Annotated in this window: 18 protein-coding genes and 1 pseudogene; 12 read left to right on the top strand and 7 right to left on the bottom strand. The window is 60.9% G+C overall.

Annotation, left to right across the window (positions count from 1 at the left end; translation table 11 throughout):
* The first annotated feature begins 7 nt into the window (after window positions 1-7).
* Window positions 8-1,147, top strand: coding sequence for a conjugal transfer protein TraB (locus IHE39_RS18145; RefSeq protein WP_343070107.1), 1,140 nt, complete (start codon window positions 8-10; stop codon window positions 1,145-1,147).
* 253 nt (window positions 1,148-1,400) lie between these two features.
* Here IHE39_RS18145 and IHE39_RS18140 read toward each other — a convergent pair whose 3' ends face one another.
* The 5 genes from IHE39_RS18140 to IHE39_RS18120 form a co-directional block, all read right to left on the bottom strand.
* The gene (locus tag IHE39_RS18140) at window positions 1,401-1,754 is read right to left on the bottom strand and encodes a DUF779 domain-containing protein (RefSeq protein ID WP_192567452.1); all 354 of its coding nucleotides are present in this window, start codon (window positions 1,752-1,754) and stop codon (window positions 1,401-1,403) included.
* Window positions 1,755-1,824: 70 nt separating this feature from the next.
* Complete coding sequence (adh, locus tag IHE39_RS18135; protein WP_192567451.1) at window positions 1,825-3,342, bottom strand: aldehyde dehydrogenase; 1,518 nt, start codon at window positions 3,340-3,342, stop codon at window positions 1,825-1,827.
* A gap of 140 nt (window positions 3,343-3,482) precedes the next feature.
* Complete coding sequence (locus tag IHE39_RS18130; RefSeq protein ID WP_192567450.1) at window positions 3,483-4,448, bottom strand: helix-turn-helix domain-containing protein; 966 nt, start codon at window positions 4,446-4,448, stop codon at window positions 3,483-3,485.
* Between the two features lie 143 nt (window positions 4,449-4,591).
* On the bottom strand, window positions 4,592-6,394 hold the full coding sequence (locus IHE39_RS18125; protein WP_192567449.1) for an NAD(P)/FAD-dependent oxidoreductase: 1,803 nt from the start codon (window positions 6,392-6,394) through the stop codon (window positions 4,592-4,594).
* A gap of 303 nt (window positions 6,395-6,697) precedes the next feature.
* Entirely contained in the window at window positions 6,698-8,596 is a 1,899-nt protein-coding gene (locus IHE39_RS18120; RefSeq protein WP_192567448.1) for a sigma-54-dependent Fis family transcriptional regulator, read from the bottom strand.
* Between the two features lie 904 nt (window positions 8,597-9,500).
* Here IHE39_RS18120 and IHE39_RS18115 point away from each other — a divergent pair.
* Window positions 9,501-10,784 carry a cystathionine gamma-synthase family protein gene (locus IHE39_RS18115; RefSeq protein ID WP_192567447.1) on the top strand — a complete coding sequence of 428 codons (1,284 nt, stop codon included), beginning with the start codon at window positions 9,501-9,503 and terminating at the stop codon, window positions 10,782-10,784.
* Between the two features lie 259 nt (window positions 10,785-11,043).
* Here IHE39_RS18115 and IHE39_RS18110 read toward each other — a convergent pair whose 3' ends face one another.
* Entirely contained in the window at window positions 11,044-11,940 is an 897-nt protein-coding gene (locus tag IHE39_RS18110) for a LysR substrate-binding domain-containing protein (protein WP_192567446.1), read from the bottom strand.
* A gap of 646 nt (window positions 11,941-12,586) precedes the next feature.
* Between IHE39_RS18110 and IHE39_RS18105 the strand changes: the two genes are divergently transcribed.
* Both IHE39_RS18105 and IHE39_RS18100 read left to right on the top strand, forming a co-directional pair.
* Window positions 12,587-12,880, top strand: coding sequence for a DUF1236 domain-containing protein (locus IHE39_RS18105; protein WP_192567445.1), 294 nt, complete (start codon window positions 12,587-12,589; stop codon window positions 12,878-12,880).
* A gap of 186 nt (window positions 12,881-13,066) precedes the next feature.
* Window positions 13,067-13,318 carry a DUF982 domain-containing protein gene (locus IHE39_RS18100; RefSeq protein WP_184771620.1) on the top strand — a complete coding sequence of 84 codons (252 nt, stop codon included), beginning with the start codon at window positions 13,067-13,069 and terminating at the stop codon, window positions 13,316-13,318.
* A gap of 208 nt (window positions 13,319-13,526) precedes the next feature.
* On the opposite strand, the pseudogene IHE39_RS18095 reads toward IHE39_RS18100, so the two are convergent.
* Window positions 13,527-14,561: pseudogene (locus tag IHE39_RS18095) on the bottom strand (IS3 family transposase).
* 46 nt (window positions 14,562-14,607) lie between these two features.
* Between IHE39_RS18095 and IHE39_RS18090 the strand changes: the two are divergent.
* The 8 genes from IHE39_RS18090 (at window position 14,608) to IHE39_RS18055 (ending at window position 23,920) form a co-directional block, all read left to right on the top strand.
* Complete coding sequence (locus IHE39_RS18090; protein ID WP_192567444.1) at window positions 14,608-16,407, top strand: cation:proton antiporter domain-containing protein; 1,800 nt, start codon at window positions 14,608-14,610, stop codon at window positions 16,405-16,407.
* Window positions 16,408-16,488: 81 nt separating this feature from the next.
* A complete protein-coding gene (locus tag IHE39_RS18085) occupies window positions 16,489-16,782 on the top strand; it encodes a hypothetical protein (RefSeq protein ID WP_192567443.1) in 294 nt (97 codons plus the stop codon).
* Between the two features lie 71 nt (window positions 16,783-16,853).
* The gene (locus tag IHE39_RS18080; protein WP_343070102.1) at window positions 16,854-18,146 is read left to right on the top strand and encodes an amidohydrolase family protein; all 1,293 of its coding nucleotides are present in this window, start codon (window positions 16,854-16,856) and stop codon (window positions 18,144-18,146) included.
* A gap of 51 nt (window positions 18,147-18,197) precedes the next feature.
* Window positions 18,198-19,190: a BMP family protein gene (locus tag IHE39_RS18075; RefSeq protein WP_184771626.1), complete on the top strand. Its 993-nt coding sequence runs from the start codon at window positions 18,198-18,200 to the stop codon at window positions 19,188-19,190.
* Window positions 19,191-19,283: 93 nt separating this feature from the next.
* Window positions 19,284-20,210, top strand: coding sequence for a BMP family protein (locus tag IHE39_RS18070; RefSeq protein WP_312880921.1), 927 nt, complete (start codon window positions 19,284-19,286; stop codon window positions 20,208-20,210).
* A 73-nt stretch (window positions 20,211-20,283) separates the two neighbouring features.
* Complete coding sequence (locus IHE39_RS18065; protein ID WP_192567442.1) at window positions 20,284-21,375, top strand: ABC transporter permease; 1,092 nt, start codon at window positions 20,284-20,286, stop codon at window positions 21,373-21,375.
* A gap of 65 nt (window positions 21,376-21,440) precedes the next feature.
* A complete protein-coding gene (locus IHE39_RS18060) occupies window positions 21,441-22,373 on the top strand; it encodes an ABC transporter permease (RefSeq protein ID WP_184771632.1) in 933 nt (310 codons plus the stop codon).
* A 5-nt stretch (window positions 22,374-22,378) separates the two neighbouring features.
* The gene (locus tag IHE39_RS18055; RefSeq protein ID WP_184771634.1) at window positions 22,379-23,920 is read left to right on the top strand and encodes an ABC transporter ATP-binding protein; all 1,542 of its coding nucleotides are present in this window, start codon (window positions 22,379-22,381) and stop codon (window positions 23,918-23,920) included.
* The last annotated feature ends 39 nt before the right edge of the window (window positions 23,921-23,959 follow it).

Here is a 23,959-nt window from a genome sequence, read left to right as displayed (position 1 = left end):
GCGTGGCATCACGCTGGCAGGGGCTGCCGCTTTAGTCGGCGGCGTAGCTTGGAGCGGCGATCCGCTGACCTTGCCTTTCGCTCTCGCCTTTCCAGCTCTATGGGCATGGTCGCCATCCCGCTTGATCGCGGCCCTCGTGTCGGCGGGATACTTCCTCGCGGCCTCACGTGGCCTGCCGCAGGGCGTGGTCAACTACTATGCGTCAGATCTCTGGCCAGGACTTTTGCTCTGGATCATCGCATCGCTCTCTTTCGTTTGCGTGCACGCCGCGATGTGGACCAGGCAACGAGGATGGGGGAGGGCGGTGCGCTATCTGGTGACAGTGGTGCTGATGGGGCTGCCGCCCTTTGGTATTGTCGGCTGGGCTCATCCACTGACGGCGGCAGGCGTTTTGTTCCCGGGGTGGGCATGGTGGGGTCTCGCTGGAACCTTAGTTGGCCTCACGATGATGGCATCGCGGTTCTGGCCCGCTGCCGTCATCTCCTTGGGGGTATTCTGGTGGACGGCTGTTATATGGACGCATCCCGTTCCACCGACTGGATGGAGGGGTGTCGATCTCGCACTGGGGCAAAGATTGGGGCGAGACGGCTCGTTGGACCATCACCGTGAACTGATCGCGATGGTCCGGCGGGAGGCAGGGGAGGAAGATCGCATTATCGTTCTTCCCGAAAGCGCGCTCGGCCTCTGGACTCCTACCATCGAGAGGCTCTGGCGCGCGGGCTTGGAAGGCAGCGACATAACCATAATCGCTGGAGCAGCGATGGTCGATGCGAAAGCCTATGACAATGTGATGGTCGCAATTACGGCCGAAAGCGCCCAAGTTCTTTATCGCGAGCGCATGCCGGTCCCATTCTCCATGTGGCAGCCTTGGCTTGCATGGACCGATGAGGGCGGTGGAGCGCGGGCGCACTTCTTTGCCAATCCTGTGGCCGAACTCAGCGGTCAAAAAATTGCGTTGTTGATCTGCTACGAGCAACTCATTTTCTGGCCCGTGCTGCAATCGATGCTGCACTCGCCAGAAATTATCATCGCCACCGGCAATAGTTGGTGGACGGCTGGCACTTCAATTGCCGCCATCCAGAGAGCCAACGCTGCATCCTGGGCTCGATTGTTCGGCGTTCCGCTGGTTGTCGCCTTCAATCTCTAATCAAAGAAGACAAGTTCCGGCGGTTCGGCCGAGACCAGCGATGTGTGCGAAGCTAGCAAGGGGAACCGTTAGGCAACCCAAAAGTTGAAGTGATGAAGCGATGGTCCAGAACCACCCTCCGCTTCATCAGTGGGGCCTGCCGCGAATCCCTCCCGGCAGGCCTTTCGCCACTTGGATGATGTGGCCGAAACCGGTCATGAGGCGGCAGGAGGTGTCGCGTCAGTGCGCCGATGAGGCAAAAAGTTGCCATACGTCATATTGTTGATGGGCAGATTGTCGAACGCGTCAGAAGTCGCTTTTCGCGACCATTGTCCAGCGAGAACATACCGCCCCGGCCGGGGACAACGTCGATGATGAGGTTGGTGTGTTTCCAGACCTCGAACTGTGAAGCGCTGATGTAGACTGGGGTTTCGCCGATCGTTCCAAGTAGGACATCGTTGTCGCCGATGATGAAGTCCGAGCGTGGGTAGCACATTGGCGACGAGCCGTCGCAGCAGCCGCCGGACTGGTGGATTAGTACCGGCCCGTGGTCGGCGATGATTTCCGCCAGCAGGGTCTCCGCGTCTGCCGTCGCCGAGACCTTTTCCAAAGATGGTTTGTCGAACATGTCGCGCCTTCCGATGATCACTGGACGGCGTGACCGGGTGGTCACGCCGTCGGCGCAGTCCGGGAGGCTCTTAGAAGAAGCCGAGCTTCTTCGGGCTGTAGCTGACCAGCATGTTCTTGGTCTGCTGGTAGTGGTCGAGCATCATCTTGTGCGTCTCGCGGCCGATGCCCGACTGCTTGTAGCCACCGAACGCCGCGTGCGCGGGGTAGGCATGGTAGCAGTTGGTCCAGACTCGGCCGGCCTGGATGGCGCGGCCGAAGCGGTAGAGCCTGTTGGCATCGCGGCTCCAGATGCCGGCACCAAGACCGTAGAGCGTGTCGTTGGCGATCGACAGCGCCTCGTCGTCGTCCTTGAAGGTGGTGACCGAGACCACCGGCCCAAAAATCTCCTCCTGGAAGATGCGCATCTTGTTGTGGCCCTTGAAGACGGTCGGCTTGACGTAGTAGCCGCCGGCAAGATCACCCGGCAGATGAGCGCGCTCTCCACCGGTCAGCAGCTCGGCGCCCTCTTGGCGGCCGATATCCATGTAGGACAGGATCTTTTCCAGTTGCTCCGACGAGGCTTGCGCGCCGATCATCGTCGCCGGGTCGAGCGGGTCGCCTTGGACGATCGCCTCGACGCGCTTCAGCGCGCGCTCCATGAATTTGTCGTAGATATTCTCGTGCACCAGCGCGCGGCTTGGGCAGGTGCAGACCTCGCCCTGGTTGAGCGCGAACATGACGAAGCCTTCGATCGCCTTGTCGAAGAACTCGTCGTCTTCGGCTGTGACATCCTCGAAGAAGATGTTCGGCGATTTGCCGCCGAGCTCGAGCGTCACCGGGATCAGGTTCTGGCTGGCATATTGCATGATCAGCCGGCCGGTCGTCGTTTCGCCGGTAAAGGCGATTTTGGCAATGCGCGGGCTCGATGCCAGCGGCTTGCCTGCCTCAAGACCGAATCCGTTGACGATGTTCAATACGCCGTCGGGCAGCAGGTCGCCGATCAGATCGGCCCACAGCATAATGGAGGCAGGGGTCTGTTCTGCCGGCTTAAGCACCACACAATTGCCGGCGGCAAGTGCCGGCGCCAGCTTCCAGCAAGCCATCAGCAGCGGGAAGTTCCACGGTATGATCTGGCCGACGACGCCGAGCGGCTCGTGGAAATGGTAGGCGACGGTGTCGTCGTCGATCTGCGACAGGCTGCCTTCCTGGCTGCGCAAGACGCCGGCGAAATAGCGGAAGTGATCGATCGCCAGCGGCACGTCAGCGGCAGTCGTCTCGCGGATCGGCTTGCCGTTGTCCCAGGTCTCGGCGAGCGCGAGCAGGTCGAGATTTTCCTCCATTCGGTCGGCGATGCGGTGGAGCATCAGGGCCCGTGTCGCAGGCGCGGTCTTGCCCCAGGCGTCCTTGGCCTTGTGGGCGGCGTCGAGCGCTGCCTCGATGTCGGCTGCGTCTGAACGGGCGATCTCACCGAGCGGCCGGCCGGTGACCGGTGAGATGTTCTCAAAATAGCGGCCCGACTTCGGGGCCACCCACTGGCCGCCGATGTAGTTGTCGTAGCGCTTGGCGAAGGGCACCTTGGCGGTGCGCGAAAACTCGACCTTGTTCATGGACTTCCTCCCGAGAAGCAACGCTGCGGGATGCAACGTGTCGGGAGGAGCGTCGGAGAATATCCGGGTCGTGTCAGCCGGGGTCGGGAAGATCGCCGGTGCCAACTGTCGCACAATTGCGACAGTTCCGGGCAGCAACATCAATGTGCGCGGCGGATGCCGAGGCGATTGAGCTTGCGGTGCAGGGTGGCACGCGAAATGCCGAGCTGCTGGGCCGCAGCGGAGACGTTGCCGTCGGCACGTGAAAGCGCGCGGTGAAGTGCTGCACGTGCGGCCTCGTCGAGGTCTTCCGCGACCCTCATGTGGCCCCCGACAATATCGGCGACAGGCAGCCGCCGCTCGAGCCTTTCCCTCGTGATGCTATAGGTCAGGCGAGCCTGCCTCGTTGCGCCGATGACCAGGTCGTCGGCATCGACGGCGATCATGCCGCCAGGGTTGCGCTCGACTTCAGGCGTCAGGATGATACGGGCTTCGGGGAAGGCGAGGCGGAAATTGTCGGCCTCGATGCGGCGCGCAGCATCGCCCACGGCAAGTGCGATCAGGTTCACGAAACCTTCGGTCAGGTCGGCCCGGCAGGACGATACGTCGAGGGCCGCTGCTACATTGCCATGGTGGTCGTAGATTGGGGCGGTGGTGCAGGAAAGTGCCGTATTGCGCGACAGGAAGTGCTGGCCGCGATGGATGGTCAGCGGCCGCTGCTCGACGAGGCTGGTGCCGATGGCGTTAGTTCCCTCGCTTTCCTCGCTCCAGATGGTGCCTGTCCACAGGCCCCAGCCATGGAAGGTTTCGTCATCGGCGACGGCGCCGCGCCGTTCGACTGGGATACCGTCGCGGTCGGCCAGGAGCACGCAGCAGCCGACCCCGCCGACGGCGAGATAGAGTCGATCGAGGCTGGACTGGGCCGCTGATACCAGGGGCTCGATGCGCTGCCTGGCCAGCGACAGCTCGGCCTCGGTCAGGCGCTCGGGAGGGCTTCGGTGCGTCGGGTCCAGACGGTGCTGCGACGATCGTTGCCAGGAAGCGACAAGCGCCGAACGCGCAGCGTCGCTCGACTTCAATGCCGCCTGTACCTTGTCGGCATGCTCGACGATTGCGGTGCCTCTCATCCTCTCCTCCGACGTCTGCACCCTTCCTTGCCGTTCCCGCACAGTCGTTGCCTGCTTCAACGCTCTGGTCAATTAGCCCTTAGACCCAGACGTGCATCCAGGCCGGCGAGCGGGGAAGCTCGCCGGCCTGTGGCGGCCGGACGTCAGGCCTTGTGGTGAACGTCCTGTAGCCCGTAGACCTGCGTGGCGATCCCTGCCTGGCGCGCCTTGATCTGCAGGGAGAGGTATTGCGAATAATGCCTGGATTGGTGCAGGTTTCCGCCGTGGAACCACAGCGCTTCCTGCTGGGTCGGCTTCCACATGTTGCGCTGCTCGCCTTCCCAGGGACCGGGGTCCTTGGTGGTGCTGGAGCCGAGTCCCCAGCATTTGCCAACTTTGTCGGCGACGTCCTGGCTGATCAGGTCGGCTGCCCAGCCGTTCATCGAGCCGTAGCCGGTCGCATAGACGATGAGGTCGGCTTCCAGTTCGCGCCCGTCGTCGAGCACGATCGAGGTTTCCGTCAGCCTCTCGACGCCGACGCCGCTGACTAGCTTGATCCGGCCGTCGGCAACGAGGTCGCAGGCGCCAACGTCGATATAGTAGCCAGAGCCGCGCCGGAGGTACTTCATGAACAGGCCGGACTCGTCGTCGCCGAAGTCGAGCATGAAGCCGGCTTTCTCCAACCGCTCGTAGAAGGCTGCGTCCTTGTCGCGGATCTTGTTGTAAATAGGCACCTGGAACTCGTGCATGATGCGATAGGGCAGGGATGCGAAGATCAGGTCTGCCTTGCGCGTCGTCATGCCCGAAGCGATGGCGCGCTCCGAATAGAGGTCGCCGAGCCCGATCTCCATCAGGGAGTCGGACTTGACGATGTGGGTGGAGGAGCGCTGCAGCATGGTGACGTCGGCGCCGCCCTCCCAAAGGGCAGCGCAGATGTCATGCGCGGAGTTGTTGGAGCCGACGACCACGACCTTCTTTCTCGTGTAGGCGTCCGGCCCGGGGTGCTGCGAGGAGTGCTGCTGCTCGCCCTTGAAGATGTCCTGGCCCTTGAATTTCGGGACGTTTGCCTTGCCGGACATGCCTGTCGCCAGCACCAGCTGTTTGGGCTTCAGCACGATCTCCTGGCCGTCGCGTTCGACTACGACGGTCCATTCCGCGGCAGTCTCGTCATAGCCGGCGGATTTGCAGATGGTCGAGCTCCAGTAGTTGAGCTCCATGACCTTGGTGTACATCTCCAGCCAGTCGCCGATCTTGTCCTTCGGCGCAAAGACCGGCCAGTTCTCGGGGAATGGGATGTAGGGCAGGTGATCGTACCAGACCGGATCGTGCAGGCAGAGCGACTTGTAGCGCTTGCGCCAGCTGTCGCCAGGCCGCTCGTTCTTCTCGATGATGATGGTCGGCACGCCCAGCTGCCGCAGCCTGGCCCCGAGCGCGATGCCGCCCTGGCCGCCGCCGATGATGACGGTGTAGGGCTGGGTAGTGAAGCCGAGCTCGACCTCCTCGGCTTCGCGCTTTTCCTTCCACGTCCGGCGGCCGGCGTCGCTGCCATGCTCGGCGCCCATCGGGCGCAGCAAGCCCTTGGGTTCCTCGTGGCCCTTCAACTCGCTCATTGTGGTCAGCAGCGTCCATATCAGACCGTTCTTGAGCCTGATGTGGCCATAGCCGCGTGCCACCGCGGTCTCGAACTCGAACCAGCCGTCGGTTATGCCGTCGTTCTGGCTGGCCAGTTCCTTGTCGTCCTGGCGGAACCGTCCCGGCTTGGTCGACGCCAGCTGGCTCTTCAGCATGTCGCGGACCTGGTCGTGGCCTTCCATGGTCTTGAGATTCCAGGTGAACGTCACGAGGTCGCGCCAGTAGCAGTCCGCCTGGAACAGGTTCACGGCGGCGTCGATGTTGCCGCCCGCAAGTGCCTTTTCCAGCTCGCCGAGAATGCTGTCGATCTTGATCTGTGGGCTGTCGTCGAGCATTTTTTTCCTCCGAATTGTCGATGGTGGTTTGCCAGGGAGCGGCGCCTTGCCTGGCGCGATCCCGAGGTGGGGACTTGGCGGACAGGTCAGAATCTCCCCGGTATTTCTGCAGCGTTCAGCCGGGGCGTCGATGCCCGAACTGTTCGATAGGCTTTCCTCCGATTGCGGTCGCTCCATGCACAGCAAGTGCCGTGCCAAGTTGCGGATCGCGGGAAAGGCCGGGTTTCCAGGGGAAGGTGAGGCAGGACCTGTTGCAGCGCGCCTGCGGCACGCCACAGCTGTTGCAGCAGGCGCTGCAACAGCTCAGTTGAGCGCAATTAGCCCGTAGCGCTTGATCTGGCGGTGGATAGTGGACCGGTCGACGCCCAGGCGGCGGGCGGTTTCAGAAACGTTCCAGTTACATGCGGTAAGCATCGCCTTCAGCGTCGCCGCGCCAGAGTCCGTATCGCTTTGGCAGCCGGTGACCTCGGTGGCCGCCACCAGCGCCTCGGGCAGGTCGCATAGCTCGATAACGCCTTCCTGGCAGAGCGCCGCCGCAACCGCGATCACGTTGTCGAGTTCGCGGATGTTGCCCGGCCAGCCATGGGCGCGCAGTGCGAGCTGTGCCGCGGGTGCGATTGTCAGCGTTTCACCGTCCAGCCGATGGCGGGCGATGACCGTGTCGAGCAGCCAGTCGAAGTCGCTGCGCTCGCGCAGCGGCGGGATGGAAAGCGTTGCGGCGTTCAGGCGATAGTAGAGGTCCTCGCGGAAGCGCCCTTCCTGCACGAGCGAACCAAGATCGCGGTGGGATGCCGAGATGATCCTGAGGTCCACCGGCTTCGGCCGCGATGCACCCACCGGCAGCACTTCCCGTTCGGCCAGCACGCGCAGGAACCGGCTTTGTAACGCAAACGGCATGTCGCCGACCTCGTCGAGGAACAGCGTGCCGCCGTCGGCCTCCTCGATCAGTCCTTTGCGGCCCTTGGCCGAGGCGCCGGTAAATGCGCCGGGCAGGTGGCCGAACAGCTCGCTTTCGATCAACTGCTCTGGAATGGCGGCGCAGTTGATGGCGACGAACTTGCCCTTGGCGTCAGCGCCGTCGTGGATGGCCTTGGCGAGATATTCCTTGCCGGTGCCGGTCTCGCCCTGGAGCAGGATCGGCAGGGGCTTGCCGGCGAGCTTCGCCGCCTTGGCCTGGAGCGCCGCCATTTGCGGATCGCCGCCGCTCAGGCGGCGCAGCGAAACCGGGATCTGGTCGCGCGCCAGCGCCGGCACCTGGACCTTGTGATGCGGCTCGATGGCGTGGGCAAACAGCGCGTTGCCGTCGCGGGCGAAGACCAGGCGGTCCTGTGTCGGGCGCCGCCGGGTGAGGTCGGGCAGGTCGTCGATCTGCATGTCAAAGAAGCGCGCGATCGGCTGGCCGATCAGCCCGTCCGGCTGGCGCCAGTCGAGCCCGACCGAACGCGCCAGTATCTTGGCGCCGCCATGGGTCATGCCGATGATGCGGCCGGCGCCATCAATGGAAATCGCCGCCTCCGGGTCGACGTCGAGGAACTCTGGAGAGCGGGCAAAGCGCAGCACCCATTCGTCGCGGGTCTGGGCCATCAGATTGGCCAGTTCGATCCGTCTCACGGTGGCTGCAACTAAATGCAGCGCGAGGTTCTGGCTGGTCTTGCGGATCGGTGAGCTCAACAGCGAAATGTCGAGCACGGCGGCGAGTTCGCCAGTGGTGTCGTAGACCGGAGCCGCGGTGCAAGACAATGGCGTATGCGTGTTGTCGAAATGATCAGTCTGGTGGATGGTCAGGGCCTCGCCCGCCTCCAGGCAAGCGCCGACGGCACAGGTTCCGGCGCGCGCCTCCGACCACTCCGAACCCAGATACAGACCGGCCTTGCGCAGATTGTTGTCGAACAACGGATCACCGAGAAAATCGACCGTCACGCCCTTGCTGTCGGAAAGCAGCAGGACGTAATTCTGACCCGCCACCTGCCGGAACAGGTTTTCCAGGCCGGAACGGGCGATGGCAATGAGTTCCTCCGACTGCTGGCGATGCTCGCGCAGTTCCCCGTCGGGTAGGATGTAGGCTTCGCACGCCTGCGTCGGGTCGAGGCGATGCTGCTCGATACAGCGCAGCCACGACTTGACCACCTGCTCGTCGCGCCCGGTCGAAGCTCCGAGGCTGACGCTTTCGATCTCGCGAATATGGTCGCTATGCGAAAACATCTGCAATGCGGCCGCCTCCCAACGCGCCGCCCTCCCATTTCCTCCTGATGCCACATGACTGCATGACCCCTTGATAATGTAAAGGAGTGGGCAGCATGTCGCCGGGAAAGACGGCTATACAACCATCAATAATGCAATGCAGGTGCTTAGGCTTGCAGCTCGACGACGTCTGCGCCGCGGTAGCCTTTGGCATCGGACAAAGCGCGCCACATGACCGGCATTGACTGCCGGATTGCTGTGTCGGCTTGAAAGCCACCGGACTCCGTGCTTTGTCGGGCGGACATATAGGAGCGGGCGTATCTAAAGCGCGCAGCTGCCAGTCTCGTGAGGATTAGCCGCCTTATGTAGGTTAAAATAGTCGGGATTGTACTTTAAATCGGACGGTAAACGGCTTTTGATTGGTTGCGTGAGCGTACCACCTATGGTTGAAAAAATCGCGTAATAGGAATTATGGAACTGTCCGCCTAAGAAATCTCAGGCCCGTGTCCCTCGGGAAAAAGGCCTGCTGCCGAGCAAATCGTTGGGCGTGATGTCCTTGTAAAGTCGATTCTGGCATATCGGTATGATCGCTCGGCGGATGGCGCGGGTGCGGATACGCGCTTCCTTTGAACTAGTGATCGGCGAACCCGCCGAAGCCTTCCACTAGTCGAGGCTACTGCGCTCCTCTCGCTCTGCTGGCGAGAGCCCGTTCGTCACGGCCCGACGAGTATCTCGGAAAATTCTTCTGTGGTTTCAGACGCAGGATCAGAAATGAATCCCGGCTGTTCTCTGCCAAGCAACTCAAAATTCCCGCTGCCGGACCGTAGCGTACCAATCTTCTCCTGCGTCCTTATTGAAGTCGCTGCAACAAAACCCTGCAGTCCTGGTATAAAATGCGGCTGAGGCTTCAAGCTCGAGGACCGCCATGACCGCCCCACGACCTTCCAAGACGCACATCGGAAACCATCGGCTGCATCCCGAAACATTGATGCTGAGCTACGGCTTTGATCCGCAACTGTCGGAAGGAGCGGTAAAGCCGCCCGTGTTCCTCACCTCGACATTCGTGTTCAAATCAGCGGAAGAGGGACGCGATTTCTTCGATTTTGTCTCCGGCCGCAAGGAGCCGCCGAGCGGAACCGGAGCCGGCCTCGTCTACTCGCGCTTCAATCATCCCAACAGCGAAATCGTTGAGGATCGCCTCGCCGTTTACGAAGGTGCAGAGGCGTGCATCCTGTTTTCGTCCGGCATGTCGGCGATCGCAACCACCTTGCTGGCCTTTGCGCGTCCAGGCGATGCCATCGTGCATTCACAGCCTCTTTATGGCGGCACTGAAACGTTGTTTGCTAAAACCTTGGCCAATTTCGGCATTCATGCTGTTGGTTTCGCCGACGGCGTTGATGAAATCGCCATTCGCGCGGCCGCTGATGAAGGCCGCCAACAAGGCCGCGTCTCGGTGATCTTTATCGAAACGCCCTCGAATCCAACCAACACGTTGGTCGATTTCTTGGCTGTCGCACGCATCGCCGATGAGATCGCCGCCAAACAAGGCTATCGCCCGGTTATCGTGTGCGACAACACGTTGCTTGGACCGGTGTTCCAGCGCCCACTTGACCACGGTGTCGACATTTCGGTTTATTCCCTGACCAAATATGTGGGCGGCCATTCCGATCTGATCGCCGGGGCGGCCCTCGGCAGCAAGGCCGTCACCAAACCGATCAAGGCTCTCAGGGGAGCGATTGGCACGCAACTCGATCCCCACTCTTGCTGGATGCTCGGTCGCTCGCTGGAAACGCTGAGCATTCGCATGGAGAAGGCCAACGCCAACGCCCGCATCGCCGCTGAATTCCTGGCCGAGCATCCGAAGGTCGCAAGGGTGGCCTATCTGCCCTTCCTCGGCAAAGGCACCCCCGCTGCTAACGTCTTCAAGACACAATGCACAGGCGCCGGGTCGACGTTCTCATTCGACATTGTCGGTGGTCAGGCCGCAGCGTTTGCCTTTCTCAACGCCCTGCAGATATTCAAGCTTGCCGTCAGCCTCGGTGGCACGGAATCGTTGGCGAGCCACCCGGCCGCGATGACCCATTCGGGTGTGCCCAAAGACGTCCGGGAACGGATCGGCGTTCTTGAATCGACAATACGGCTGTCCATCGGCGTCGAGCATCCCGACGACCTTGTCGCTGACCTCACCCAAGCGTTGGCTGCCGCCTAAGTTTTCTAGTGCTCGTTTCTTAAAACATGGTTCGGCCAGGCGCCATGAGATCCCTGCCCGGAGCCGGGAATACCGGCCCGGCAGCTTGGGGAACGTTCATAGTCGCGGACGATGCGAACCAGCGGAGCAGCGCGCGCTGGCTCGTTGATTCGTGGGGCGACTGGGAACTGCGGCGCTGGCGGCGTCAACGCGCTACTGGTCATCGAGAGGGCCTCGGGGACACGACATTCACCGGTTCAGGTGCGACCAATCCGAGCCGCTATGCGCGGCTGCTCCTGTGGATTGCATTCGCTTCGCCGATCACCCAATCACGGAAAATGCGCACCTTTTTCGACTTGCTCCGCGCCTTTGGATAGATCAGCGAATAGGATCGACCGTCACGTACGACATGCTCGAATGGCCGGATCAAACGGCCACTTGTGAGTTCATCCTGAAAGAACGTTGGCACCACCATGGCGACGCCCTCGCCCTGGAGCGCCAGTGCGACATCCATGGCTTGAACGCCGAGCACAAGGTCAACGCTCAGTCCAACTGCGCTCTTTGTAACGCCAATTTCGGACAGCCATCTGCTCCACCATCGCGGGGCGCCGTAGCAACGGAGCCCCCCCAATAGATCTGCTGGTTGGTGAAGGCCAACTCGGTCACGGTACTCCGGCGTGCAAACGGGAGTGTACTCGATGGGGAACAGGGGAAAGACTTCATGTTGTGTCCACTCACCATCGTCCCCTCGGATGACCGCGTCAACATCGTCCTTTGTGAAGTCAACAGTGTCGCCCGTCTTGATCCTGATCTTGATGTTCGGGTTCGTGTCCTGGAAAGACCGTAGTCTTGGAATCAGCCAGGCTGACGCGATTGTCGGCAGGGCCGAGATCACAAGGGCAGAACTTGCCTTTGATGTCAGGTCGTCAAAAGCAGCACCCAGAAGACCAAGCGCCTCGGTTATCTTTGGCACCAGTTCTCGACCGGCCAAGGTCAATGTGACCTGCCGCGGCTCCCTGATGAACAGGGCCATCCCGACACGGTCCTCAAGCAGCTTTATCTGATAGCTGACGGCCGACTGCGTCATGCTCAGCTCCTCAGCAGCTCGCGTGAAACTCTGATGTCGGGCTGCCGCTTCGAATGCGCGGACAGCAGCAAGTGGAGGTAACTTGTTCATGCAACAAGCATAAGCATTCTTGATGGCAGATTGCCACTTTTCGTTTTGTCACGAGCGCCAGCTACTGCGATCGTGCGGCCTCAAAAGGGCTGATTGGACGATGTTCAGGTTACTGTCGATCTTGAAACTGGCTGTTGGTCGGAAGCACAGGCAACTGCCGTCTTCGGTCGAAGCATTGAATGATCATCTGCTTTCAGACATCGGTGTCGACCGAGCGGACACTACCTACTATGCCCGGGGCAGTCGGCAGGAGAGGGAAACCTCTGCCTACGGAAGCGACTTGAAACAACAGCCGACGGCCCTGCGCCCGGCATGTCGATGTATCGCCCTGCCACGGGAATCTGAAATCAAGTGAGATCTGAATGGGTGCTGCAAAGAAGCGCCCGCACCTCAGGCAAATGTCGCTATCCGTGTGAGGGCAGTGGTCAGACGCACATTGGATCTCGTACAATGGCTGCGCCATACAATTCAGTTTTGGCGCTTCCTCCGACGGCAGCTACCGACTCACCCAAACTCGGCATGGACAGATTTGCGCGACCAAAGTGACGGTCCCCTGGCGGACATTCTGCCAGTCGCTTCGCGCACAAAACACGGAACCGTTTCGGCCCATATCGGTTGTTACACATCAACTCAGGAGGTCATCGACATGGTTTTCCGAAGCACACTTGCTGCCACCATCCTGCTTGCAGGGACCGCATTCGCAGTTGCCCAGACTGTTGTGGTGACCCCTGAAGAGGAGATCGTCGTTCGAGAATACGTCAAGACCAATCCAGTGATCGTCGAACGTCCATCCAACTTCGAACTGGTGGTGGGAGCGATCATTCCCGACATTCTCAAGCCGGGCGCCCTTGCCGACAATAAGTATCAGTATGTCGTCATGGACGGTCGTACAGTTCTTATTGATCCGCAGACTCGCAAGGTCGTCTACATCATGGACTGATCGAATGGCGACTTGGTGCAAAACCCGGCATCAGGTCGCCTTTTGCTGGGGCGCTTGTGTCGCAGCGACTTTAGGCAAACTAGCGAGCTCACTACCTTGCTTGCGTGAGCTGTCGCAGAGACCAGCTTCACGGAATACCAGGGCTTGCGTTCATGCAACCCTCCCACATCCGGGGCGTTGTTTTAGATGGAAATCGTTCCAACCATACTGATCAACGGCCCCGGATTCTCCCTTCGCGAGATACGGTCAGTTGGCGAGGCCGTCGAGTTTCTCGACGAGTGGCCGGTAAACGCCCGTGGACCATTCTTCTATTTAGCGCAGAGCGCCATGCATGGGGCCGGCAACGGATCGATATCTGTCGAGCAGGCCAGGGAGGCGTTCACGACTTTCTGCGCCGAGTCCGGCATCCTCTTAATCGAGCCGCCTGGAAGTACCTGACGCGCTTCTATCGTGCGCTCACTCATCGGACAGAGGCACCAAGCACTCGATTACGGGGCATTGGCCGCAGGGTTAGTCGTTACATCATTTGCTTTTAAAGCAAGGACCTGCTCGCATTTGTAATACTCCAAAGCGACGCCAGACGATGCGGTAGCAGGTGAAGTGCACCCCGATTTTGGACCTCGTGGCTGGATTTCCGGGCTGTGGCTCACGGCGGATGGGATGCGCCGGAACCGTTCGTGAGCGATATCGGCGGCTTGTTGCCGAGGGCGCTGTGAGGACGAACCTCGTTGTAGCCTCGACGCCAATGCTCAATCTTCCGGCGGGCGTCGTCAAAGGTCAGGAACCAGTGGGCATTCAGGCATTCCGCCCGGAACTTGCCGTTGAACGACTCGATGAACGAGTTGTCGGTCGGCTTTCCGGGCGGGAGAATTCGAGCACGACCTCCCTCTGGTAGGCCCACATATCGAGGTCGCGCGACACGAACTCGGAGCCCTGGTCGACGCGGATCGATTGCGGATATCCGTGCTCCCGGCATACCCGTTCGAGCGTGGCGACGACGTCCTCGCCGCGATAGCTGAAGCGGGGATCGACGGCTGGCGAGAAGCGCGAACAGGTGTCGATGATGGTGAGAACGCGCAGCTTCCTGTCCGTCGCCAGCTGATCGTGCACGAAGTCCATCGCCCAGGTCTGGTTGCGTCTTGTCGCCTCGGTTCGATCGTCCTGAGCTTCGCCTTCACGCGCCGCTTCGGCGTCTTGTTCCGCAGCTGAAGCCCCAACTCGTTGTAAAGCCTGCGTGTTCGCTTCATGTTGATGGCCCAACCCTTGATCCGCTGCTTCAATCCGGCCTGCTCGCCGCGCCTGGATTTGTAGGTGTAGAGGGAGCGGTCGATCCGCAGGGCCTAGCACGCCGTGCGAACCGACACACTCCAGGCCTCCCGCACCTCATCGACCAGATGGCGACGGCGGGCAGGCCGCAGAGCTTTTTTTGCAGCACGTCCTGCAGCATGGCCTTGTCCAACGACAGGTCAGCCACGATCCGCTTCAGCTTGGCGTTCTCGTCCTCGAGTTGGCGCAGCCGCTTCACCTCCGACGGCATCAGACCTGCATAACGCTTGCGCCAGTTGTAGAATGTCGTCTCAGATATCCCGGCCTTCCGGCACACCTCGCCGATCGCCGTTCCGTCCTCAGGGGGGCACGTCAACCGGTCGGCGGCTCTTGCTTCACGTTCGCTTCGGGCGATACTGTGCGGTCAGGTCGCATTCGCGGGATATTTTGGACATGGGTCCATGACGGACGGCGAAAGTTTCCTCGCATACAAGAATCTGCTGCTGTTTCTTGTTACAGCGGGTGTGGTCGTCCCGCTTTTCATGCGCCTGAGGATAAGCCCGGTGCTTGGGTTCCTGACTGCGGGAGTAATTCTCGGTCCTTTCGGCCTCGGCGCCCTTGCTCAGGACGTCCCATGGCTTTCGGCGATCTCGATCGCTGATGCTGAACAGATAGCAGGACCCGCTGAATTTGGCGTAGCCTTTCTCCTCTTCATGATGGGGCTAGAACTGTCGTGGGAGCGTCTGATGCGCATGCACAAGCTCATATTCGGGCTTGGCCTCGCGCAGGTGGTGGCGTCGTCGATCATACTTGGTCTGGTTGCATTTGCACTCGGCCAGACACCACTATCAGCCCTCATTCTTGGATCCTCACTGGCCCTCTCATCGACCGCTTTGGTCTTGCCCTCGCTTGCGGAACGCAAGAAGCTCAACTCAGCCGTGGGGCGTACCGCGTTCGCAGTGCTGCTATTTCAGGATATTGCGGTTGCACCACTTCTGATTTCCGTCGCTTTACTCGATGTGCGTAACGGCGCTGTGGGCATGGGGGCGCTCTACACCATCATTCCGGCAATTGCCTCCCTGGGTGGACTTGTTATTCTTGGGCGCCTCGTCTTAAGGCCACTCTTCAAGCTAGTGGCCGCAACGAGCAGCAACGAACTTTTCCTGGCTGCGTGTCTGCTTATCGTCGTTGGTACGGGGCTAGTCTCCGTCGCTAGCGGTTTGTCGATGTCTCTTGGTGCATTCGTAGCCGGGTTGCTTCTTGCCGAAACGGAGTATCGCCGTCAGGTCGAAGTGGCAATCCAGCCGTTCCAGGGTTTGCTGCTGGGGCTATTCTTCGTAGCTGTGGGAGCCAGGCTCGACCTCACTCAGTTGCTTGATTACCCTTTGCCAGTGATTGGATCCGTCTTTGCGATCATCGCGATCAAGTCTCTTGTACTTTTGCCGATTGCGCTGAGTTTCGGCCTTTCGCAGCATCTGGCACGGGAGATTGCTCTCGTCTTAAGCCCGGCAGGCGAATTTACCCTTGTGCTGATCGGAACTGCGATGGTCGCCGGCATCGTGCCCGCGTCCGCTGGTGCGACGGCGATGCTAGCGACCACGCTTTCAATGTTTGCGATCCCTCTCCTCGTACGCGTATCGGAGCGCCTGTCCTCACGGGGCGCAAGTGAAGAGGCAAGCCTGGCAGCCCTGGCTCCAGCTGTGACAGACCGTGCCGAGAGAGTAATCATTGCCGGATTTGGGCGGGTAGGCGATCTTGTTGGCCAAATGCTGACCCGACACAAGGCGCCGTATCTGACGGTAGATAACAACGCTGCTCTCGTGGCACGTGAGCGAAGCCGGGGTGCAATGATCTACTATGGCGATGCGACCCAGGTCGAATTGCTACGCAGATGCGGGATCGCTTCTGCCCGCGCTCTGGTCGTGACCATGGATAAGCCGGCAGCAGTCGAGGCTGTGGTCGCTGCCGCACGCGCCGAACGGCCAGACCTGGTCATCGTCGCGCGTGCGCGCGACCCAGAACACGCCGCCAAGCTCTACGACATCGGCGTTACCGACGCTGTGCCTGAAACGATGGAGGCCAGCCTTCAGTTGTCGGAAGCTCTTTTAGTCAACATCGGCGTGCCGGCAGGTAGCGCAATCGCTTCAATCCATGAAAAACGCGACGAGTTTCGGCGCCTGTTGCAACGACCCGACAAGTCAGGGAAAGAGCGCATGGGGATCCGATTGTCCTCCCGCAAGTGGAGGACGGGCAGGCCCTAGGAGCGCGGACCAACATCGTCATTTCAGGAGCAAGGCAGAGTGGGGCAACCGAATGCCGGCCCGATTGCGGAGCTATTGCCAATGTCGCCGCCAGAGCCTGCTACAGGTTCTCATCCTTGGGCTGACTTCAACCACCATACTTTTCACCCACCCATTTGGCATTCCAGATATGAACGCTCCGGTGCGGGTGAAGCGATCTCAGCACCCTCGTTTCAACTGGTGGCCGGCCGTGTGGCAGGGGATAGCATTTGGTGGCTGCACGACGACTTCAGCATCGATCCATACATCATGGTGCGTGTTTTTCTGAACGCGGCTTTTTGCCAAAGGCAAGAATGCGAGCGGCCGATTATTGCGTTTTGCTCATCAAAAGATTGAAATAATAAATTTGTCTAAACTAATTGCTCGTGCTCTCTTTCCCGTCATAACAAGAATGCGGGAACAAAGCTGTGCGCGATATTCCAACTGCATCGATCGCAGACCTCACCTCTGGACAGTCCTTTGCACTCACCGGGGGAGCTGTCATTCAGGCCGACGGTTCGCAAGCAGTCAGTGACATCATCGTCGGGGTGGATGGGCGGTTTGTCGCGGTCGGCCCTGGGCTGGACACCAGGTCCTGCGGCGCCTGCGTCGACATTACCGGTATGCTGGTTTCGCCCGGCTTTCTCGATGCGCACCAGCATCTCGACAAGACCGGCGTGCTGCGCTTCACGCCCAATCCTTCCGGTACGCTCCAGGGCGCACGCGAGGCCTTCGCCAAATATGCCCGGACCGCCGGTCCCGACGACATCCGCGAGCGAGCGATGCGCACTATCAAGCGGTGTCTCTCCCGTGGCACGACGGCCATTCGCAGCCATGTCAACGTCGACAAGGATGCGGGCTTCTATGGCATCGAGACACTGGCCGGCGTCCGCCATGCGGTAAAAGACGACATCACTCTCCAGCTAGTCGCCTTTATGACACCGCATCCCGGCCAGGACTTCGATTGGCTGGCTGAGAACATCGACAGTGCGGTCGCGCTCGCCGATGCGGTGGGTGGCACGCCTGCGGTCTCCGAGGACCCGCCACGTTACCTCGACATGCTGTTTACCGCCGCCGTAAAGGTGGGAAAACCTGTCGATCTGCATCTCGACGAACACCTCAAGGCCGATGTGCACCTGCTGGACGCCGCGCTCGATCGGGTCGAGCGCTTCGGCATGCAGGGCCGCACCGTGTTCAGCCACGTATCCGTGCTGAGCGCCCTGCCCCGCACGGAATTCCACCGTATCGCCGAGCGTCTGCTGGCGCTTGATGTCGGCGTGGTCACGTTGCCAGCGGCGAACCTCTACCTGCAGGGCCGCGACGCCGAGATGCTGCCGCCACGCGGCCTGACGCGCGTCGCCGAGCTCTACCGCGCCGGAATAAATATCGCCACAGCGTCGGACAACATCCAGGATCCGTTCGTGCCGACCGGCTCGGGCGACATGCTGGAGATCGCGCGCTGGACACTGCTCGCCGGCCACCTACGCGGCGACGAGCTCGCCGCCGCCCACCGCATGATCACGACGGCCCCTGCCCGCCTGATGGGCCTCGGTAAGGATTATGGCCTTGTGGCCGGCGCCCGCGCCGACTTCATCGTTACCGACTGCATCGATACCGACACGCTGGTTGCCGGCGGACCGGACCGGACCTTCGTCTTCTCGAAGGGCCGCCTCGTCTCACAGAGCGCGACCGACACCTTTGGCTTGAAGGAGGTCGCGTAGGCCGAGCAGCGGCTCCGGGGGGATTGGAGTTCAATCTAATGGGAGAATGGGATGAAGAGCACTGCCATTTCACGTCGTTCGCTGCTTGCCTCCACTCTCGGATCGGCCCTTGCCGGCATGATATGGCAAGGCCATGCCCACGCCGAAGATTTCAAGATGGGCCTTCTGGTGCCCGGAAGTGTCGCGGAGGAAGGCTGGAACCGGATCGCCTATGACGCACTGAAGCGCGTCGAAAAGGAACTCGGCGCCGAAATCAGCTATGTCGAGCTGCCCGACAACCCGGCTGCCTTCGAAAAGGCGTTCCGCGACTATGCGAGCCACGGCTACCAGGTCGTCCTGGGCCACGGCTTCCAGTTCCAGGATGCTGCGCTGACGACGGCGGAGGATTTTCCTGAGACCGTCTTTCTCGTCTCGTCGAGCTATGTCCATGAGGGCAACGTCATCGGCCTCAACACCGATGCCAGCCAGCCCTTCTATCTGATGGGCATGATCGCCGCGAAGATGGGCAAGGGCGCGGGCCTTATCGGCGGCATGGAAATTCCGCCCATCGCCCATGCCTTCGAGGGCTTCCGGAAAGGTGCCGAGAGCGTGAACCCGGATTTCCCCGTGTCCACGGTCTTCATCAACAGCTTCACCGATGCGAGTGCTGCCAAGGAAGCCGCAGTCAGCATGATGTCACAGGGCGCCGATTTCGTCGTTCCCAATGCGAACGCTGCGGGACTGGGCGTTATCCAGGCCGCTCAGGAATCGGGCACGCAGTCCGGCACCTTCAGCGTCTACAGCGACTATACGGAGGTCGCTCCCAAGAACATCCTCGGCACGTTCATCGCCGATTACGGTCAAGGCATCGTACGCATCGTCTCGGGCATTCGGGATGGCACCGTGCCGCAAAGCAATGTCGATTTCGGCCTGAAGGATAAGGACGTCATCAAGTTCACCTTCAACGACGAAGCCGCCAGATCGATACCGCAGGACCTGCGCACTAACCTGGAGGAGGTGAGTGCAAAGATCGTTGCGGGCGAGATCCAGACACGCGCGAAATAAGCGCGACCCCTGGGAACCAATCAAATGGGAGGAAGAGCAATGAGACTTTCACGCAGGACGTTCGTGGAAGGAGTGGCGGCGCTGTCCATCGCCATGTCCATTCCGACGATGGGATATGCCGAAGACTTCAAGATGGGCCTTCTCGTGCCCGGCAGCGTTTCGGAAGAGGGATGGAATCGGATCGGCTTCAATGCGCTGAAGGGCGTTGAAGGGCAGCTCGGGGCCAAGATCAGCTATGTCGAGCTGCAGCAGAACCCGGCGTCCTTCGAAAAGGCGTTCCGCGACTATGCCAGCCAGGGCTACAAGGTCATCCTCGGCCACGGCTTCGAGTTCCAGGACGCCGCTCTAGAAGTCGCGCTCGACTATCCGGACACCTATTTCCTGATCTCCTCAAGCAGCATCCATGAAGGCAATGTCATCGGCCTCAACACCGATACAAGCCAGCCCTTCTACCTGATGGGCGTGATTGCCGCGAAGATGGGCCGCAAGGCTGGCCTTGTGGGCGGCATGGAAATCCCGCCGATCCAGCAGGCCTTTATCGGCTTCAAGAACGGCGCCAAGAGCATCAATCCGGACTTCCCGATCAGCGAGGCCTATATCGGCAACTTCACCGATACGACCGCTGCCAAGGAAGCGGCCCTCAGCATGATCTCGCAGGGCGCTGATTTTGTGGTGCCGAACGCTTCGGGTGCCACCGTCGGTGGCTACCAGGCAATCTCGGAATCCGGCCCGGACGTGCGATCCTTTTCGATCTTCAGCGACTTCACGCAGGTCGCGCCCAACAACATTCTCGGCCTCTACGTCGCCGATTATGCGCAGGGTGTTGTGGAGGTCGTGCGCTCGATCAAGGCCGGCAGTCCGCCAAAGGAAAACGTCATCTTCGGCCTCAAGGACCCGAAGGTCATGTCCTTCACCTTCCGCGATGACGGCCCGATCTCGGTGCCGCAAGACATCCGCGCCGAGGTGAAGGCGATCAGCGACAAGATCGCTGCCGGAGAGATCAAGACCGGCGCTGAATAGCCGGCATGCGCTGCGGCCGACCCATCCGGCCGCAGCGCATCATTGCACGCCACACCAACATCCGGACCGATCCATGGAACAGGTAAACCAGGGGCGTGAGAACGTGTATCCTCAAGCAGCCCAAGCCTTCTACCGGACGCTCTCGCAAGCCGCGATCAGCGCCGCAACTCCGATCGCGGCGGTCCTCGTGGCGCTCGCTTTCGGTGCCGCCCTTTTGTGGGTGAACGGCTTCAACGGCAGCGACGTGGTCACGGTAATGATCTTCGGCTCATTTCAGGACATGCGCTCTGTCGGCGAAATCCTCCTGAAGGCGACCCCCCTCATCCTCATCGGCGCGGGGCTCTGCGTCGCCTTCCGGTGCAGCATCTGGAACATCGGCGCCGAAGGGCAACTCTACGTCGGCGCGATTGCCGCAACCTTGGTTGGCACCAACTTGGAGGGGTTGTCGGTGTGGGTGCACGCACCGCTGGTCATGCTGGCAGGCGCGGTTGCTGGCGCAGCCTGGGCCGGCATTGCCGGCTATCTGAAGGTGCGCTTCCAGGCGAGTGAGATCGTGACAACGATCATGCTCAACTACATCGCGATCATTCTCACAAGCTATCTCGTCACCGGCCCCATGAAGGATGCGAGCGCCGCTTATCCGCAATCGGCCCGCCTGTTGCGGGAAGCCTGGACGCCGCGCATCGTCTCGGACATGCGCCTGCACATCGGCATTCTCGTCGCAGTAGTGCTTGCAGTGGCGCTCTACATCTTCCTGCAGAAAAGCAGCCGCGGCTTCGCCTTGCGCGTCGTCGGTCTTAACCCGCATGCGGCGCGCTATGCCGGCATGAACGTAAAGCGCAATGTGATGATCGCCATCTGTATCAGCGGCGCGATGGCAGGCCTTGCCGGGGCGTTCGAAGTGGCCGGCGTCACTCACCGGCTCTACCAGAACATTTCGCCCGGCTACGGCTTCGAGGGCATTGCGGTGGCGCTGCTTGCCAACAACAATCCACTGGCGGCGATCATATCGGGAGGGCTCTTCGCCACGCTTCGGTCTGGCTCGGAAGTGCTCCAGATCACCTCGCAAGTGCCGCAGGTTCTTGTGCTTGTCATCCAGGGCATCGTCATTCTCTCGGTCGTCGCCTTCGCCAAATTGCGCGACACCCTCAGGATCGTGGCCTGAAAGCGTGGAAACTCCAGCAAAGCCAACAGCAAAACCTTAGGCGACTTCCCTGAAGGGTCTCACCCATGGACGACATGATGCTTCTTACCTTCCTTGCGACGCTGGCCGGCGCCGCCTGGAGGCTTGCCACACCACTGATCTTTGCCTCTATCGGGGAGATCTTTTCCGAGCGGGCTGGTGTGCTCAACATCGGCCTCGAAGGCACAATGCTCGTTGGCGCCTTTTGCGGTTTTGCGACCGCCTTTGCGACCGATAGCGTCTTGCTGGGGCTCATCGCGGGTATCGCGGGGGGTATGGTGTTTGGGCTGATCTTCGCCTTCTTCACCATTACCATCAAGGCGGATCAGATCGTCGTGGGCGCAGCGCTCAACCTGCTCGGCTTGGGCCTGACGGCCTTTCTGTTTCGCACTTACTACGTCTCCACCGGCAAGGGAATCGAGATCGCACAGCCGATCAACATCCCCTGGCTCAGCGACCTCCCCTTCATAGGGGAGGCCTTCTTTCGCCAGAACCTGATCGTCTACAGCACCATCCTCGTCACCATCCTCGCCGCACTCGTGCTCTACCGCACGTCCTTCGGCCTGACCTTGCGCGCCGTTGGCGAGCATCCCAGGGCAGCCGACGTCGCCGGCAGGAACGTCGCAGCCTATCGCTACAGCGCCGTGTTGGTCGGCACTGGCCTTGCAGGGCTCGGTGGCGCCTTCCTGACGCTCGGCCACTCCAACCAGTTCGTCGAAGGCATCACGTCTGGCCGCGGCTTCATCGCGCTCGCGGTGGTCGTGTTCGCGCGGTGGTCGCCGATCGGTGCCTTCTTCGTGTCGCTGCTGTTCGGCCTGTTTTACGCCTTGCAGCTCATGCTCCAGGCACAGGCGTCGATCGTCGTGCCTTACCAGCTCCTGCAGGCACTTCCCTACATCATGACGATCATCACGCTCGTCGTGGTCCGCGGCAAGGGCGCAGCCCCGAGCAAGCTCGGCCAGCCCTACGACATGAGGTGATCGAGGTGTCCCCAAAACCCTTCCTGCGTATCGAAAACATCCGCAAACGTTTTGGCTCCGTTGTCGCCAGCGACGGCGTCTCACTGGAAATCGATGAGGGCGAAATCCACGCGCTGCTGGGCGAGAATGGCGCTGGAAAAAGTGTACTGATGAGCATGATCTGCGGCATGGTCAGGCCCGACGAAGGCGAGATCGTCTACAAGGGCCAATCCGTCCGCTTCAACAGCCCACGCGAGGCGATCCGACAGCGCATCGGCATGGTGCATCAGCATTTCATGCTCGTGCCCAACCTCACCGTCGCGGAAAACTACATCCTGGGCCAAGGATCCGCCCTCCGCGTCATCAACGACATGGACAAGGTTCATGCAAGGATCCGCGAACTCAGTGAGCGATACGCGCTCGACGTCAGGCCTGAGGCGCGCATTGAAGACCTTTCCGTTGGCGAGCAGCAGCGCGTCGAAATCCTGAAAGCGCTCTTCCATGGCATCGACCTGTTAATCCTTGACGAGCCGACAGCCGTGCTGACGCCACAAGAGACAGACCGGCTGCTCGCCTTGATGGGTGACCTCGTCAAGGATGGAAAGACAGTGGTCTTCATTTCGCACAAGCTCGACGAAGTCATGCGCGTCAGCAACCGCATCAGCGTCATGCGCGACGGACGCCTGGTGAAAACCGTCAACGTTGCCGACACGGATGCCCGTGGCCTTGCCCGCATGATGGTGGGGCGCGATGTGCGCATGGAGCTGCCGCGCGGCCCCGCGGCCCCCGGTCGCATCGTCCTTTCGATCGAAAACCTTGCCTGCCGCAGCGAGACTGGCCTGCCTGCGCTGCGCGGCGTGAGCCTCGATGTGCGCAGTGGCGAGATCGTCGGTATTGCCGGCGTTTCTGGCAACGGACAGACCGAACTCTCGCTTGCCCTTTGCGGCCTTCTGCCCGTCGATTCAGGCCGCGTCGTGCTGAATGGCCAGGACATCACCGGGCTTGATCCCGCCCGGATAAATGCCAGGAGTGTTGCCCATATCCCTGAGGATAGGCACAAGCACGGTATTGTATTGCCGCTCTCGCTTGGCGAAAATACCATCCTCCAGCGCTACAACGAAAGCCCGTTCGCCACCAGCGGCATGCTCAATCGCCGCCCCATCAGGGAGCATACCCGCGACCTGATCAGACGTTTCCGCATCAAATCCCGTGATGTAGACCAGAAGATCAGCGAGCTTTCAGGCGGCAACCAGCAGAAACTGGTCGTGGCACGGGAACTTGCCCGCAATCCCGATTTCATCCTCGTCAATCAGCTCACCCGAGGCATCGATATCGGCGCCATGGAATTCGTCATGGAGGAGATGCTGAAGCAGCGCGACAACGGCCGCGCCATCCTGCTCATTTCCACCGAACTCGAGGAACTCTTCGCGATTTGTGACCGCATCCTGGTGATGTTCCATGGCGAAATCCTCGGCGAACTGCCGCCTGACCGCAATCGCCTGGACGAACTTGGCCTGCTGATGGCGGGCCAGACAGCGAATGTGGTGCAACCGCCACTTGCCGGCTAGACAGGAGGGGCTGCGACGTCGTTCGATGGCCGCAAACCA

It is taken from the genome of Aminobacter carboxidus (assembly GCF_014863355.1).
In the GTDB taxonomy this organism is placed as follows: Bacteria; Pseudomonadota; Alphaproteobacteria; order Rhizobiales; family Rhizobiaceae; genus Aminobacter; species Aminobacter carboxidus.
The sequence above is the reverse complement of the archived record's forward strand: the minus strand, read 5'-3'. Positions and strand labels throughout refer to the sequence as shown.

Excerpts from the sequence above, each read along its gene's own strand:
- IHE39_RS18140 (WP_192567452.1), bottom strand. The coding sequence starts at position 1,754 with ATGTTCGACAAACCATCTTTGGAAAAGGTCTCGGCGACGGCAGACGCG.
- adh (WP_192567451.1), bottom strand. The coding sequence starts at position 3,342 with ATGAACAAGGTCGAGTTTTCGCGCACCGCCAAGGTGCCCTTCGCCAAG.
- IHE39_RS18130 (WP_192567450.1), bottom strand. The coding sequence starts at position 4,448 with ATGAGAGGCACCGCAATCGTCGAGCATGCCGACAAGGTACAGGCGGCA.
- IHE39_RS18125 (WP_192567449.1), bottom strand. The coding sequence starts at position 6,394 with ATGCTCGACGACAGCCCACAGATCAAGATCGACAGCATTCTCGGCGAG.
- IHE39_RS18120 (WP_192567448.1), bottom strand. The coding sequence starts at position 8,596 with ATGTTTTCGCATAGCGACCATATTCGCGAGATCGAAAGCGTCAGCCTC.
- IHE39_RS18115 (WP_192567447.1), top strand. The coding sequence starts at position 9,501 with ATGACCGCCCCACGACCTTCCAAGACGCACATCGGAAACCATCGGCTG.
- IHE39_RS18110 (WP_192567446.1), bottom strand. The coding sequence starts at position 11,940 with ATGAACAAGTTACCTCCACTTGCTGCTGTCCGCGCATTCGAAGCGGCA.
- IHE39_RS18105 (WP_192567445.1), top strand. The coding sequence starts at position 12,587 with ATGGTTTTCCGAAGCACACTTGCTGCCACCATCCTGCTTGCAGGGACC.
- IHE39_RS18100 (WP_184771620.1), top strand. The coding sequence starts at position 13,067 with ATGGAAATCGTTCCAACCATACTGATCAACGGCCCCGGATTCTCCCTT.
- IHE39_RS18090 (WP_192567444.1), top strand. The coding sequence starts at position 14,608 with ATGACGGACGGCGAAAGTTTCCTCGCATACAAGAATCTGCTGCTGTTT.
- IHE39_RS18085 (WP_192567443.1), top strand. The coding sequence starts at position 16,489 with ATGTCGCCGCCAGAGCCTGCTACAGGTTCTCATCCTTGGGCTGACTTC.
- IHE39_RS18075 (WP_184771626.1), top strand. The coding sequence starts at position 18,198 with ATGAAGAGCACTGCCATTTCACGTCGTTCGCTGCTTGCCTCCACTCTC.
- IHE39_RS18070 (WP_312880921.1), top strand. The coding sequence starts at position 19,284 with ATGTCCATTCCGACGATGGGATATGCCGAAGACTTCAAGATGGGCCTT.
- IHE39_RS18065 (WP_192567442.1), top strand. The coding sequence starts at position 20,284 with ATGGAACAGGTAAACCAGGGGCGTGAGAACGTGTATCCTCAAGCAGCC.
- IHE39_RS18060 (WP_184771632.1), top strand. The coding sequence starts at position 21,441 with ATGGACGACATGATGCTTCTTACCTTCCTTGCGACGCTGGCCGGCGCC.